This window comes from Paraburkholderia aromaticivorans (assembly GCF_002278075.1).
In the GTDB taxonomy this organism is placed as follows: Bacteria; Pseudomonadota; Gammaproteobacteria; order Burkholderiales; family Burkholderiaceae; genus Paraburkholderia; species Paraburkholderia aromaticivorans.
Genome location: NZ_CP022989.1, coordinates 181,226 through 196,532, shown reverse-complemented (window position 1 = coordinate 196,532; position 15,307 = coordinate 181,226). Strand labels below are relative to the sequence as shown.

Below are 15,307 nucleotides of genomic sequence, written 5' to 3'. Positions count from 1 at the left end.
CGCTTCAGCACGGCGCCCCGCCGCGTCTTGAGACGCGAGAGCGCGTGCTAACATTGATTGTTATTACATCCCGTCATTCGATCAGCAAGCTAATGAACACCGAGACGTTTTCCACGCCACCCCACACGCTTGTGATTGCGTCGCGAGAGAGCCGCCTGGCCATGTGGCAAGCGGAGCATGTGCGATGTGCGCTGCACAAATTATATCCATCTTGTGACGTAAAAATCCTCGGAATGACAACACGTGGCGATCAAATTCTCGATCGCACTTTGTCGAAGGTGGGTGGTAAGGGCCTCTTCGTCAAGGAACTGGAAGCCGCGCTGGCCGACGGCCGCGCCGACCTCGCCGTGCATTCGCTCAAGGACGTGCCGATGGCATTGCCCGAGGGCTTCGCGTTGTCCACCATCATGGAGCGCGAAGATCCGCGCGACGCGCTGGTCTCCAATACATACGACTCGCTTGCCGCGTTGCCCGAAGGCGCCGTGGTCGGCACCTCCAGCCTGCGCCGCGAAGCCATGCTGCGCATGCGCTATCCGCATCTCGAAGTGCGGCCGTTGCGCGGCAATCTGGACACGCGCCTCGCCAAACTCGATCGCGGCGATTACGCGGCGATCATTCTCGCGGCGGCCGGTCTGAAGCGTCTGGGTCTGGGCGAGCGCATCCGCGCGTTGCTCGATCCCGAAGACAGCTTGCCCGCAGCGGGGCAGGGCGCGCTTGGCATCGAGATTCGCGCCGACCGTGCGGACCTCGCGGCATGGCTCGCGCCGCTGCATCACGAACATACGGCCGCTGCCGTCGAAGCGGAGCGCATGGTCTCGCGCGCGCTTGGCGGCAGTTGCGAAGTGCCGCTCGCCGCGTATGCCACCTGGCACGACGGCGCGCTGCATCTGCGCGGCATCGTCGCGACGCCGGACGGCCAGCGCGTGCTGAGCGCGCACGCGTCGGCGCCCGCGCCCACCGTCGAGCATGCGCTCGCGCTCGGCCAGGAAGTCGCGGACGCGCTCGCGCAGCAAGGCGCGATGGACATCGTTCGCGCACTCGGCACCGCCGGCGGCGCCGCTGCGGCGGACAGCGCGGTGACCGGCGAGTGATGGCGGCCGATACTCCCGGCAACGCATCCCCAGCCGTCGACAAGGCGGCGTTCACGGTCGTGATTACACGACCGGCCGGTCAGTCGAGCGAACTGATCGCACGGCTCGCCGAAGTCGGCCTCGCCACGCTCGACTTCCCATTGATCGACGTTGCGCCCGTCACGGACGACGCCCCATTGCGCGCGGCGCTGAGTTCGCTCGAACGCTATGCGCTCGTCGTGTTCGTGTCGCCGAATGCCGTCGATCACGCCTTCGCTCACAGCGATACGATCTGGCCGCATGCGCTGCCGATCGGCGTGGTCGGTCCTGGTAGCGTGCAGGCGCTGGCGCGTCACGGCGTGAGCGCGCCGGCGTACAACGTGATCAGTCCGCCCTCCGGCGCGGATGAAGAAGCCGCCCGCTTCGATTCCGAAGGCCTCTTCGCGGCGATCGACATGGCGCTCGGCGCGACGAACCTGGAAGGCAAACGCGTGCTGATCGTGCGCGGCGACGGCGGCCGCGAGTGGCTGGCCGAGCGTCTGCGTGAAGCCGGCGCCGAAGTCGAGACCGTCGCGGCGTATCGGCGCCTCGTGCCGGAACCGTCGATCGGCGGCTGGGCGCGCGTGCACGAACTGCTCGCGGGCGTGCCGCACGCGTGGCTGCTCACCAGTTCCGAAGGCGTGCGCAATCTGCACGAACTGGCGCAAGACCACCTCACCGCCGACGAAATCGTGCAGCTCAAACGCGCCACGCTCGTCACGCCGCATCCGCGAATCGCGCAGACCGCGCGGGCATTGGGTTTTGATAGCATTACGGTGTCCGGCGCGGGCGATGAGCGCATTGTCCGCACCCTGCTTGCCGCCGTCCCGACCGTAGTTCAACCGGTACCGTCCAACCCGGCTCATTCACCGGCTAAATCACGCATGACTGAAACAAACGCATCCACGAACGCTTCACCCCAGCCTGCCGCGACCACTGCGTTGCCGCCGAATCCACCCTTCACGCCCTACGAAGCGCAAAAGCGTTCTAGCGCGAGCGGACCGCTGCTGTGGTTTGTCGTCGTGATCATTGCTTGTGCCGCGGGCGTGGGCGGCTATGCGCTCAATCGCAAGGTGGAGCGCACCGAGCAGCAACTCGTGCAGCGCCAGCAGGCCAACGACACGCAGACCAACGAGCTGCGCATCAAGACGGACCAGGCGCTCGCCACCGTGCATCAATCGGACTCGCAGGTCGCGCAACTGGAAGGCAAGCTTGCCGATGCGCAAAGCGCGCAGCAGGCGCTGCAACAACAGTACGCGGATCTCGCGCGCAATCGCGACGACTGGACGCTGGCCGAAGTCGGCCAGATGCTCTCCGCCGCGAGCCAGCAGTTGCAGCTCACCGGCAACACGCAGCTCGCGCTGTTCGCGCTGCAAAGCGCCGACACGCGCCTCGCCGCGTCGGACAGCCCGCAAGCGGTCGCCGTGCGCAAGGCGATCGCGCAGGACATCGACAAGCTGAAGGCCGCGCCGTCCACCGACCTCACGGGTCTGGCCATCAAGCTCGACAACGCGATCGACCATGTGGACGACCTGCCGCTCTCCGGCGAAGCTCCGATCCCCCATGCCACGCCGCAAGCCGCGACGTGGGCCGATACGGCCAAGGTGGCCGCGGCCACCGGCGAGCCGCGCTGGAAGGTGTGGTGGCGCGAGGTGAGCACCGGCATCGGCCAGCAGTTGACGAGCCTCGTGCAGGTGCGCCGTATCGACAATGCCGACGCGATGCTGGTCACGCCCGATCAGGGCTACTTCGTGCGCGAGAATCTCAAGCTGCGCTTGCTGTCGGCGCGTCTTGCCTTGCTCTCGCGCAACGAGACCACGCTGAAGTCCGACCTGCTCGCGGCGCAGAATGCGCTGACGCGCTACTTCGACAATTCGTCGAAGAAAACCCAGACCGTGAGCGATCTCGTCAAGCAGGTGCAGGCGGGAGCGACCGCGGTTGAACTGCCGAATCTGAGCACCAGTTTGCAGGCCGTCAATCAATACCGGAGCCGAGGTTAATCATGGCGATCCGGGGACTTCTATGGCTTGCATTGCTGTTCGCCATTGCCGTGGTGCTGGCGGTGGTGGGACGCTTCGATATGGGGCAGGTGCTGCTGATCTATCCGCCGTACCGCGTGGACATGTCGTTGAATCTGTTCGTGGTCGGACTGGTCGTGCTGTTCATCCTGCTGTATGCGCTGCTGCGCATCTTCCGCAATATCTGGCGCATGCCGCAACGCGTGGCCGCGTATCGCGCGCGTTCGCGTGTCGCGAAAGCGCATGCCGCGCTGCGTGATGCGATCGGCAACCTGTATGCCGGGCGTTTTTCGCGCGCTGAAAAGGCGGCCAAAGACGCGCTTGCGAATGGCGACAACAAGGGCGCGGCCGGTTTGATCGCGGCCACCGCCGCTCACCGCATGCATGAATATGCGCGGCGCGACGAATGGCTTGCGCAGATCAAGGACGCCGACTGGCAGGACGCTCGCCTGATGGCCACCGCCGACATGCGCGCGGATGGCCGCGACGCGGACGGCGCGCTGACCGCGCTGACCGAAATGCAGTCGCAGGGCGCGCGGCGGATTCACGCGCAGCAGATCACGTTGCGCGCGCAACAGCAGTTGAAGAACTGGGGCGAGGTGCTCAAGCTCGTCAAGACGCTGGAAAAACGCGAAGCGATTCATCCGGCCGTGGCGGTGCGCTTGCGTCAGATCGCGGCGGAAAACCTGTTGCGTGACCGGCGCCACAATGCCGACGCGCTGCTGGAGTTGTGGAATTCGCTGTCGGCCACCGAACGCCATTCGCCGCGGCTCGCGGATCTCGCCGCCGAGTTGCTGGTGGCGCTGAACCGTCCGCAGGAAGCGCGCAAGATCGTCGAGGAAGCGCTGGCGCAAAACTGGGACGCGCGTTTGCTGCGCCGCTATCCGGATACGGCGGGCGGCGACGCGTTGCCGCTGATTCAGAAGGCCGAAGCGTGGCAGAAGGATCGTCCGGAAGATGCGGACCTGATGTTCGCGCTGGGCCGCTTGTGCCTGCATCAGCAACTGTGGGGCAAGGCGCAATCGTTCCTCGAACGCGCGCTGAAACTCGCGGACAACGAGACGCTGAAGATTCGCTCGCATCGCGCGTTGGCGCGTTTGCATGAACAGCTCGGCGATACGGAGAAGGCGAGCCAGCATTATCGCGAGAGTGCGTTGGCGATGAATATTGTTTGAGGGTTTTTGGGGGCGGCGTGTGGGTTCTTGGTGCGCTGTCTTGGGAACTTGAAACGGCTGGTTTTAGTTCATGAGTTGATGGGTTGATGGCCGCAGCGGATGCTGCGGCCATTTGTTTTTGTGCGGGCGGTTGCCTGTTGTGCGAGGCTCGATTTGATCGCTTGGTGCGGTCTTAGTGCGGCGCGGTGGACGGCTGTTGCACGGTAGCGGACGGCGATTCGATCGTGCTTTGCGTGGATGGCTTTTTGCGGGGCGACGCTTTTGTTGCTTCGATCGACGCTTTTGCTCGCTGCGACGCTTTAGTCAGCAAGTTCGTCGCATGCTGCGCCGTGAGGCGGCTGCGCGCGACGCCCTTCGCGTCGAGTGCAATCACCTGGAACAACTCGCGGTCGTATTCGAGATCCTGCTGATACTGCTCGGCCGTGTCCACCAGCAATTCGAGCAACGTCTGACGACGCTTTCTTTCGTCGTGGGTAATCGCAGGATTTCTAACTATCGATGACGCCAGTGTGATCAACGTGTCCAGTTGACCCAACTGCCGGTCGCATAAATCGAACGCGGAAAGGGCAAGCTTTTCGTACTGGAGTGCGTCGGCGGGCGGACGCGAAGCCGGTTGATTTTTGACGGGCCTGGTCATGGTGCGATCTCCTTGTTGGTGGGTTGGATCGCCCGGACACGCATCTTTGGGGGGAGGGTGAGCGGGCACGAAGTAGGGTTAGCAGACCGGCGTTCCAACATTCCGGCGAGCCTTGCGGCTCCCCCACCACGGCCCGCCCATAGAAATATAGACGTGCAGCAGTAGACGCACGCCCCGCCTGGGCGGGTGTGCGGTTGGAACGTCAGGCTGCTAAACCTGGTCGCTGGGTGTTTCCCGACGACTTGGTGATTATAAGGGAGTGGGGCTGTCTCGGATTTAGTCTTGGGGGGAAATGTTGGGGTTGGCGGAAGGGATAAGAGCAATTGAGACTGAAGAGTAGTTTGTCCAGCCGTGACAGGAACTACACGCCCGGCAAGACCGACAAGCGTCAGCAGCAGATTGACGAGAGCGTTCGACGATATCTCGCGCGATTGAAACCGCAGACCGCACCAGTCCGACGGATGTGATCTGTTCAATGTGAAGACCGGGAAACGGAGCGGATTGTGGTATTAACGCCTCAAGCGTGAAACGTTTTCATGCGCTTTGAATTCAGAAATTTCTTTGCCAACAAACAGATTTGCTTCGTCAGTTTCAAGGTATTTCCTTGTTCGCCATTTGAAATTTAATCATAGACTCTGTTGGATGGACCCTGAAATCCGGAAGAGTTAATCGAAAATTCAATGAATATCTTCAATGCGATATCTGGGCTTTTATACCGGGCGGATGCGACTCTGTCTGGGCGACAAAAAGACGATAGGTTGATTCTGGAAATGGCAATCGTATTTACGCTATTTTCCCCCTTGCTTTCATATATCGCGACGAGGCCTTATCAGGGAAATTTGCCTCCGGTTGCGCCGATCGTAAAAGAAATTGGAATATTCGCTACAAAGAAATGTCCCGCGAGATCGTCAGAAAGAAATTTCTGCGTATTTCGGTCCAGTACCGGCGAACTACTTCCGGTCGAATATATAAAAGAGTATTCCGGAATCCGGGGGTTCGTGAAAACGCATGGTGACAACGTGAAATTAGAGGTGCAAGGTTTCTATCTTGTCAACGGCAAAGGTAAATACTGGATCACAAAAGTCTCAACTTTATCGGGCGAGGAATTGCTATCGGAGGTTGATTCATATTCAAAGTTGAAAAGTATGCGCAGCATGGATTTTCCACTGTCACGCTTATACATGGTCGCTGTCGTGTTGTGGATTATATCTATACGCAGTGCGTTGCGTTTTGATATGAGGAGGTTTTAAAACATGACTTCAGTTACAACGTCTCGGGCAGTATCTTCATTTGTTAATTTTCTGATCAACGGAACAGTAAGTTCCGGCGACGCCGCAAATAGCGTTTCGGGCGCATTGGATCAGAATCAGGCGGACCCACTGGTCAAATTCAGTGCAGCGGTAAGTGCCACCGCGAGTGTGACTGGGATAGCAACTGGGAGCACTCAAATGCTTCAACAGTTCGCACAGGATTCTCTGGCCGCCGGCGCGTTGATGGGCAAATTTGCGTCGAACTCCGCGAAGATTGGCCTAGTGGCTTCAATCGCCGCTGTGGCGGATACCGCGTACAAGAAAGGCGTTGGAGAAGTACAGATAAGTCAGTTGACGGGGGTAGTTGCTGCTGCGCTAAGCGTTCGCGCATTCTCTGCCACTCCAGTCTCAGCAGTCGGCCTGGGCATACTCAGCGCAGTTCTGACAGTTGCAGCATGGGAAATTCCGGCTACGGCGAAGCTCAGCGACGTGTTCGATTTCCTGAAAGCTCCGATTCTTTCCTATTACGACCAACTTTCGCCTTCCGAACAGGCGTCATTCACTGACACTTTTTCAACCACACTCGAACAATGCTTTTCCGGCTGCATTCCGGTGCCTCAAATCGACAGTGCTGGATGGATATATGACTGGCAAGTGATGATGCCGACGGGCGCAAACACTGTCCCTAAAGGTGGAGAGCGCATTACTTTTGCTAACGGCGTTGAATATATATACGGTGCACGGGTTGAAGATACACTGCTACAGTTGAATGGCATGCCTGAAAATCAGGCCGTGTGGAACTTGGCTGAATCGACCATATCGGGGCTTAATGTATTCGTAGACGGCAGCTTCTCCAATGTGTTCACTAATGATCAGATTGGCGCCGCCTCTGAAATCTGGATTTCAGGTGCGGGACAAAACTACACTGTTAGGGCAGACTCCACGGCGGGTGGCGCGGCCCCAATCCATTTTATATATGTCAATGGGACCGGCAACACGGTCACGGTGGAATGTGACAATAATTTTATATTTGTCGCAAGTGGAAATCGCGTGGATGTTAAGGGTCTAGTGAATCATGTCTATATTCAAAAATCAACGTCAGTGATATTTGAAACCGACGATCCCACTTCGCTCGCCGGTAGCACGATTGTTATCGAAGAATCGAGAGAAAAGTGGACGATTGACGATGATGGTATTGCGCATTCAAGTGCGCCTATTTCGCCGGGATTTACATTCAATCCAGGGAAAAACATATTCTGGTTTGACGATAGTGTAAAAAGCACCGTTGCCAGCCAAAGCGTAGACGGACGTCTTTATCATTCCAGCTACGACGGAAGCGGTTTTTTGGAAGAACAGCTTGTCATTTTGCCGACTGGAGGCTACACCCAGATTCTGTATAACTATCCTGAAGGTTATTACAGGCAGACTCAGATGCTTACATCGAACGACAAGGGTACAGGCGGAAGTCTGTGGAAATTCAACAAGCAAGGCCAGAATACCGAATACATTAACTATACGAGTTCCGGTACAGCATACGATTTCGTCTACGATACAAGCACGGGGCGAAATACCCTAGTAGGTACAGCTTCATTTCCACGGTTTCCGGGGGTTAGTCTGGACCTGGCGACCGGGGCTGTAACGTGGTTCGCCCGGTAGCGCCGTTCGCGCGACGCAATCGAATGTATGAAGTGGGCCGGCTACCGACCGACGTGGAGGACCGTAGCCGACCCTGAAGGGACGTTTTCGATTCCCGACAACAGCCGTTCAGCGACACCGAATTGCCACCGTATGGCGAGCAATTCCTCGCAATGGTGACCCGGTTCGTCGACGCTATCTTCCGTCGGCTACTCTCCGCGCGCAGAAAGGGGCTTTCGCATCAAGGCGTTCGGTACCACCACTCCCCTGATCCTCGGCGATCGCTGCTCAATCACTTCGAATCCGAAGTGTTCAAAAAATGGCTGCGCAGTACGACTCACATCTGAGGTGAGCGTTTCTATGCCTCGACTTCGGGCGCTTTCGTGAATGGTTTCCATGAGAAGACGGCCCGTGCCCTGCCGTGGATAATCACCCGAGACAAAAAAATGGTCGATGTAGCCGTTCTCCTGCAGGTCGGCATACCCGACGAGCAGTCCATCGGCCTCTACAACAAACGGATCGATGCCTCGCATTCGCCCCTCCCAAATCCCGAAATCCAGATCGACAGGTGCCCATGCCTCGATTTGCTCCTGGGAATAGTCTCGACTCGCAACCTGATGGATAGCAGAGAAATAAACCTTGAAAAGAGCCGCCTCGTCGCCGATGCGAAATTTACGCACATGCATTACGCTTTCTCCGCAACAGGAGTATGCAAACGCGCGATTGGCAGGCCAAGGCCCTGGCCATAACGCAATCGCGCGAATATCCTCGCCGCAGTGCAATTGTCAACGGTCTGTGCGATGGTGTCGAATGTCCCAAATTGGCCGATTCTGTTGAAAAAGTCGTGTTTTGGTTTGGGTCCCGGGCTTCGGCAGTAAGTTTCGAGTTGGGGAGTTCAGCGAGGCGGCGGTCTTGCAACGTGCGACGCCCCCCGTTTCTCGTCATGTAGCTGCCTGGTTTGCCTGCTTACCTTCAGGCGTGAGCCACTTGGCCATTCTTCGCAGATTTTGCGCAGTTGCTGCCATCAGAAACTCATCATGGGCACCGCTTGGACCACGCAGTCGCAAGCGATCAAGTTTGAGAATGCGCTTGAGGTGAGCGAAGAGCATTTCCACCTTCTTTCGCTGCCGGCGCGACTGTTTGTATTCGGGGGTTGCCGCGATGCGTCGAGCCTCATCGCGGGCGGCTTCATGGATGCTGCGCGTGATTTTGCGAAACGACATATTCGGGCAGCATTGATTCTTAATCGAACATCGGTTGCAGTTCTTTTCGCTCGATCGATACACGATAGTGTCGGCTTTCGTGATGTGCGTGCGTGGATTCTTCAGTGGACGCCAGTCGCAGCGCAGCGCGTTCCCTGCAGGACATCGATACTCGTTGGCCTCTTCATCCCAGATGAATTCGCTACGAGAGAATGTATTGTCCTTGCGCTCTGTTTTATCCCAGACTGAAACGTGCGGCTCAATTTGTTTCTCTTCAACCATCCAGCCAAGCAGTGCTGCTGTGCCGTATGCGGTGTCACCTACCAGTCGGCGAGGCTTCAGGTCCCGTTGGTGTTGAACACGATCGATCATTGTCCTGGTTGATTCGACCTCTTGTGACCGGTTCGCCGGCGTCGCTTCAACATCCACAATGATCCCTGCCTGCAGATCGATCAGGTAATTCGTCGAGTAGGCAAAGAACGCAGGACCGCCCGGAGCGGCCGTCCATCGTGCAGCAGGATCAGTCAGGGATATCTTCTTTGGAGGTGCCGAAGACGATGCTGGCTCGGACGTATCTGCGGCCACCGGATTGGCTTGCTCCAGTGCCTCAAGATATTCCCGCACAGCGCGGCTCTGGCCGTCGGCACGTCCCCAGTCGATAGGCTCGGTTCCCGGCACTCCGCGAGCAGGACTCGCGTCCGCCTTGATGATGCTTGCGTCAATGGCGAATCCCTCGCCCTTGACGAGGCCCTCGGCCATGCAACGACTCAGCACAGATTCGAATACGTGGCGCAACAGGTCGCTATCGCGAAAGCGACCGTGACGGTTCTTTGAGAACGTCGAGTGTTCCGGTACGGCGTCTTCCAGACCCAGGCGGCAGAACCACCGGTATGCGAGGTTCAGATGCACCTCTTCGCATAGACGTCGCTCGGACCGGATGCCAAAGCAGTAACCCACGATCAACATGCGAATCATGAGCTCCGGGTCAATCGATGGCCGACCCATCGGGCTGTAGAACGGCGCGAGGTGTCGGCGCAGATCTCGCAGATCAAGGAAGCGATCGATGCCTCTCAACAGGTGCGATTGCGGGACGTGGTTATCGAGGTTGAACGAGTAGAAGAGCTTGTCCTGTCCGCTATCCAGTCGACCCATCATGACGATTCGCTCCCGTCGTTTGATGTCTTCCAGGATACCCAACATTCCGCATCGCCGCCGACTTTTTCAACAGAATCGGCCGACTACAGTCTCACGCCTTAGCAGCAGTCGACCAGCATTTGTCGAGCCGTTCTGAGCCGCAAAGCGGTCGCTCCTTCGACACCTCGCGAAAAGCCTCAGCAGTAAATCACCGCCAAGGCCCGCACTTCAACCTCTCACTTATTAACCATCTTCGCCGGCACACTAACCGCCAGCAACCCACCCAGCACCATAAACGCCGCCAGCATATACATCCCCGAATCATTAGCCGCCGTAGCCTGCTTCAACCACCCCACCGCATACGGACTCAAAAACCCCGCCAGATTCCCAATCGAATTAATCATCGCGATCCCGGCCGCCGCGCCAGTCCCCGCCAAAATCGCCGTAGGCAAACTCCAAAACAGCGGCAGGGTAGTAAGAATCCCCATCGTCGCAAGCGTCAGCGAAGCCATCGCCAGCACAGTGTTATGCGTCCACACGACAGAAAGCACCAACCCAATCGCCCCCGCAAACGCCGGCAGCGCAATATGCCACCGCCGCTCCCGCTTCCGGTCTGCACTACGCGACACAAACACCATCGCCACCACAGCCCCCGCGAACGGAATCGCCGACAGCAACCCGATCATGAAAGCATCCGTCACCCCAGTCGCCTTAATAATCGTCGGCAACCAGAAGCTCACCCCATACAACCCCATCACAAACGAGAAGTACGTCAGACTGAGCATCAACACCCGCCCACTCGTGAGCACCTGCCGAATCGGCATGTCATGCTTGGTCGCTTCCTCCGCGGACACGTGCCGCTCGAGCATCTCTTGCTCTTCCTTGGTCAGCCACTTCGCCTTCGAGATCCGATCGTCCAGCATGGCGAACACCATGATCCCGACGATCACCGAAGGAATCCCTTCGAGCAGAAACAGCCACTGCCAGCCATGCCAGCCGTTCAAGCCGTTAAAGGTCTTCAGGATATAACCCGACACCGGTCCGCCGATCACACCCGACAACGCAATCGCCGTCATGAACCAAGTAGTCATGCGACCACGCCGATGCGACGGATACCAGTACGTCAGATAAAGAATGATCCCAGGAAAGAACCCCGCTTCAGCCAGACCAAGCAGAAAGCGCATCACATAAAACATCGTCGGTGTAGTCACGAACATGGTCAGCATGGAGATCACGCCCCACGACACCATGATCCGCGCAATCCACACCCGTGCGCCGACCTTATGCAAAATCACATTGCTCGGAATCTCGAAGATGAAATAGCCGACAAAGAAAATCCCCGCGCCGAACCCATACACCGCATCGCTCAGCCCAAGGTCGCTGGTCATTTGCAGCTTGGCGAAACCAACGTTGACGCGATCCAGATACGCGACCACGTAACAGAGCATCAGAAGCGGCGCGAGGCGCCAGGTGACCTTGCGGTAGGTGGCCTCTTCGAAAGTGGAAGGCGGCGCACCCGCGCCGGGATGGTGGAGCGGATTTGCGGGACTAGCCATGGTGTCTCCTCTTTTCTTGTGGAATTGAAGTACCGCCGTCGATCGATTCTATCCGCGCTGCGTCGTCTGCATGACGAATCGATACCCGGGGAAAACACTGACTGCAGCGAGGGCCGCAGCACACGAAACCCTCGCGGACCGGATGCGGCGCGGCGCTACACGCAGCGCCCGCCGTCCACTTCCAGGCACACGCCGGTGATGAACTCCGCCTCGTCCGAAGCCAGATAAAGCGCGGCATTGGCAATATCCTGCGGCGTGGAGAAACGCCCGAGCGGAATGCCGGCGAGAAAGCGCTGGCGATTTTCCGGCGTATCTTCCACGCCCATGAATTCGGACAGCAGCGCCGTCTCGCCGATCACCGGATTCACGCAGTTCACCCGAATCCGGTCCGGACCCAGCTCGACCGCCAGCGACTTGCTCGCGATAATCACCGCGCCTTTGCTGCCGTTGTACCAGACGAGCCCGGGGCGCGGCCGCACACCCGCTGTGGACGCAATATTGATGAAGCAGCCGCCGCCTTGCTCGCGGAAATACGGCACGAATTCCTGCACGCTCCAGTAGATGCTTTTCACATTCACTGCGTAGACGCGGTCGAATTCGGCTTCCGTGACTTCCATCACCGGCTTGTTGCGATGCGTGGTGCCGGCGTTGTTGACGACGATCTGCACGCTGCCGAAGTCTTCGAGCGCGGCCTCGCGCAGCGTCTGCCAGTCCTCACGCTGGGCGACGTTGCCCGCCACCGCGATCGCCTTGCCGCCGGCCAGCGCGATTTCGCTCGCCACGCGCTCGGCGGCCGGGCCGTTCAGATCGTTGACCACCACGTTCGCGCCTTCGCGCGCGTAGGTCTTCGCAATGCCTTCACCGAAACCCGATCCGCCACCTGTGACGATGGCTGTTTTACCTGTCAACCGCATAGTGTCTCCGTTGTTCGTTGTGGATGGTGATGCCTGTGCGTGCCGCGCCGTCTAACCGTGCCGGATGGCAATGGTCTTCAGCACGGTGAACCCATAGAGCGCTTCGAAGCCTTTTTCGCGTCCGTGGCCCGAATGCTTGACGCCGCCGAACGGCAATTCCACGCCGCCGCCCGCGCCATAGTTGTTGATGAACACCTGGCCGGAGCGCAGGCGGCGCGCGAGCCGCATCTGCCGTGCGCCGTCGCGCGTCCAGATGCCGGCGACCAGACCGAATGGCGTGCCGTTGGCGAGCTTCAAAGCTTCATCTTCGTCGCTGAACGACATAGCGGCCAGCACCGGTCCGAATACTTCGTCGCGCGCAAGGCGGTGGCTCGCGGGCACGTCGCGCAGCAGCGTCGGTGCCTGATAGAAACCGCTTTCTGGCGCTTCTGGAACCACCTCGCCGTGCGCCGCCATGGCGATGCCGTCGTGTTGCGCATCGTTGAGGAAATCCCACACGCGCCGCTGCTGTTTCGCGCTGATCAGCGGCCCGCAGTCGAGGTCGGCCTGCGAAGGGCCGACGCGCAACGCGTGAAACGCGCTGCTCAGCCGGTCGAGCAAGGGCTCGTAAATGGCCCGGTCGATCAGCACGCGGCTACCCGCCGAGCAGGTCTGACCTGCGTTTTGCACGATCGCCGACACCAGCACGGGCAGCGCGGCGTCGAGGTCGGCATCGGCGAAAACGATTTGCGGCGACTTGCCGCCGAGTTCCAGCGTGACCGGCACGTGATTCTCGGCGGCCATTTGCGTGACGAGCTTGCCGGTATCCGGCGAGCCGGTGAACGAGATGTGATCGATGCCCGGATGACGCGCGAGCGCCGCGCCCGCTTCATGGCCGTAGCCGGTGACGATATTCAGCGCGCCGGCCGGCAAACCGGCCTCGGCGGCGAGTTCGGCGACGCGCAGCACAGAGAGGCACGCATCTTCGGCCGGTTTGACGACGCAGGCATTGCCGGCGGCGAGCGCCGCGCCCACGCTGCGCCCAAAAATCTGCATGGGGTAATTCCACGGCACGATATGGCCGGTCACGCCGTGCGGCTCGCGAATGGTCAGCACCGTATAGCCGGTCTGGTAAGGCAGCGTTTCGCCATGCAGCTTGTCCGCCGCGCCGGCGTAAAACTCGAAATAGCGGACGAGGGCGGCCGAATCGGCGCGCGCCTGCTTGAGCGGCTTGCCGGTGTCGCGCGCTTCCAGTAGCGCCAATTCTTCCTGACGCGCCGCGACCAGCATGGACAGCCGGTAAAGAATGCGGCCCCGTTCGGCGGCGCTGGCTTGACCCCACACGCCTTCGAACGCACGGCGCGCGGCATGCACGGCGGCGTCGATATCCGCCGCGGTGCCGCGCGCGAGTTGGGTGAAGGGCTGGCCGTCCGAGGGATCGAGCACGGCGATCGTCTCGCCGCCTGATGCGGCGGACCATTCGCCGCCGATGAAATGTCGGGCTTCTTCCATGCATGCTCCTTGAGGTGTCACGAGCACCGCGCGGCGGTGACGTGGTGTTCACAAACGAGAGGCACAATCGAGAGACGCCAGACGATTATCACCCCGTTCCAACGAGGGATGCCATTGGGTGATTGGCTATAATGGCGTATTCAGCACTGTCCGGCCGCCGCGCGGCTGCTCGAGGCGAGTTCCACGTTGCATCCCGTCCGAGCAAGCGCGCCGCACGCCGTGTTCCGAATTCCATCCCGACCAGAGAGCGCTCATGAGCTTCAATAACGTCCCCGCAGGCAAAGACCTTCCGCAAGATTTCAACGTCATCATCGAAATCCCGGCGCAAAGCGATCCGGTGAAGTACGAAGCCGACAAGGAAACGGGTCTGCTCCACGTCGATCGTTTCATCAGCACGGGCATGCGCTATCCGGCTAACTACGGCTACATTCCGCAAACGCTGTCGGGCGACGGCGACCCGGTCGACGTGCTGGTCATCACGCCGTTCCCGCTGCTGGCTGGCTCGGTGGTGCGTGCGCGCGCACTCGGCATGCTGCAAATGACCGACGAATCCGGCGTGGACGCGAAGCTGGTCGCCGTCCCGCACGACAAGGTCTGCCCGATGACCGCCGACCTGAAGTCGATCGACGACGTTCCGTCGTACCTGAAAGATCAGATCAAGCACTTCTTCGAGCAATACAAGGCGCTGGAGAAGGGCAAGTGGGTGAAGGTGGACGGCTGGGCGGGCATTGAAGCCGCCCACAAGGAAATCACCGACGGCGCGGCGAACTACAAGAAGTAAGCGGCGTAATCGCAAAGTGAATGATTGACTTTGCTTTGCGGAAAACGGATTCACCGAGAGAGGCAAGCCGTAATGGCTTGCCTCTTTGCGTTTGTGCGGTTGATGTTGGGCTGTTGGGCCATTGCGGCGCTGAATTAAAAATAAAGAAGATTTCTTGAGCGTCTCGCAAGGCGCTGAGGCGGGCGCTGAGGCCAACCGCGTGTGCTGTGTGCATGATCTTCGTTCAAGATTGCGTGGATTGTTCAATTCCTTGAATTTTGTGCCTACGCATGCGCCGAACCATTCAATACTCTTTCGTTGTGTGTTTGGGCGTAAGGGTTGGGTAAATAAAACGCCATTTCCCGGTAACGACTGGATGATCCAATACGCGTGGTTTTTGAAGGTATCCACGCGCCCGCTCATTTC

12 protein-coding genes are annotated in these 15,307 nt (G+C 59.4%); 6 read left to right on the top strand and 6 right to left on the bottom strand.

The features are described from left to right. The first annotated feature begins 92 nt into the window (after positions 1–92). From hemC to CJU94_RS00840, 3 genes are read left to right on the top strand one after another with little or no spacing between them, the layout of a single operon-like run. Positions 93–1,091: a hydroxymethylbilane synthase gene (gene hemC, locus CJU94_RS00850; protein ID WP_091796279.1), complete on the top strand. Its 999-nt coding sequence runs from the start codon at positions 93–95 to the stop codon at positions 1,089–1,091. Then, a complete protein-coding gene (gene hemDX, locus CJU94_RS00845) occupies positions 1,091–3,109 on the top strand; it encodes a fused uroporphyrinogen-III synthase HemD/membrane protein HemX (protein ID WP_095417151.1) in 2,019 nt (672 codons plus the stop codon). The genes hemC and hemDX overlap by 1 nt, the downstream gene beginning before the upstream one ends. A 2-nt stretch (positions 3,110–3,111) precedes the next feature. After that, the gene (locus tag CJU94_RS00840) at positions 3,112–4,302 is read left to right on the top strand and encodes a heme biosynthesis protein HemY (protein ID WP_095417150.1); all 1,191 of its coding nucleotides are present in this window, start codon (positions 3,112–3,114) and stop codon (positions 4,300–4,302) included. Between the two features lie 172 nt (positions 4,303–4,474). On the opposite strand, the gene CJU94_RS00835 is transcribed toward CJU94_RS00840, so the two are convergent. Next, complete coding sequence (locus CJU94_RS00835; RefSeq protein ID WP_095417149.1) at positions 4,475–4,939, bottom strand: hypothetical protein; 465 nt, start codon at positions 4,937–4,939, stop codon at positions 4,475–4,477. A 680-nt stretch (positions 4,940–5,619) separates the two neighbouring features. On the opposite strand from CJU94_RS00835, the gene CJU94_RS00830 reads away from it, so the two are divergent. Beyond that, positions 5,620–6,189, top strand: coding sequence for a hypothetical protein (locus CJU94_RS00830; protein WP_095417148.1), 570 nt, complete (start codon positions 5,620–5,622; stop codon positions 6,187–6,189). 3 nt (positions 6,190–6,192) lie between these two features. Then, entirely contained in the window at positions 6,193–7,845 is a 1,653-nt protein-coding gene (locus tag CJU94_RS00825) for a hypothetical protein (protein ID WP_157763700.1), read from the top strand. A gap of 188 nt (positions 7,846–8,033) precedes the next feature. On the opposite strand, the gene CJU94_RS00820 is transcribed toward CJU94_RS00825, so the two are convergent. From CJU94_RS00820 to CJU94_RS00800, 5 genes are all read right to left on the bottom strand, one after another. Then, on the bottom strand, positions 8,034–8,510 hold the full coding sequence (locus tag CJU94_RS00820) for a GNAT family N-acetyltransferase (RefSeq protein WP_095417146.1): 477 nt from the start codon (positions 8,508–8,510) through the stop codon (positions 8,034–8,036). Positions 8,511–8,765: 255 nt separating this feature from the next. Continuing rightward, the gene (locus CJU94_RS00815; protein ID WP_095418279.1) at positions 8,766–10,181 is read right to left on the bottom strand and encodes a transposase; all 1,416 of its coding nucleotides are present in this window, start codon (positions 10,179–10,181) and stop codon (positions 8,766–8,768) included. 215 nt (positions 10,182–10,396) lie between these two features. Then, complete coding sequence (locus CJU94_RS00810) at positions 10,397–11,716, bottom strand: MFS transporter (protein WP_091796259.1); 1,320 nt, start codon at positions 11,714–11,716, stop codon at positions 10,397–10,399. A gap of 155 nt (positions 11,717–11,871) precedes the next feature. Beyond that, positions 11,872–12,630 carry an SDR family oxidoreductase gene (locus CJU94_RS00805; protein ID WP_095417145.1) on the bottom strand — a complete coding sequence of 253 codons (759 nt, stop codon included), beginning with the start codon at positions 12,628–12,630 and terminating at the stop codon, positions 11,872–11,874. Positions 12,631–12,681: 51 nt separating this feature from the next. Beyond that, positions 12,682–14,121, bottom strand: coding sequence for an aldehyde dehydrogenase family protein (locus CJU94_RS00800; RefSeq protein WP_095417144.1), 1,440 nt, complete (start codon positions 14,119–14,121; stop codon positions 12,682–12,684). A gap of 253 nt (positions 14,122–14,374) precedes the next feature. On the opposite strand from CJU94_RS00800, the gene ppa reads away from it, so the two are divergent. Continuing rightward, on the top strand, positions 14,375–14,902 hold the full coding sequence (gene ppa / locus CJU94_RS00795) for an inorganic diphosphatase (protein ID WP_095417143.1): 528 nt from the start codon (positions 14,375–14,377) through the stop codon (positions 14,900–14,902). The last annotated feature ends 405 nt before the right edge of the window (positions 14,903–15,307 follow it).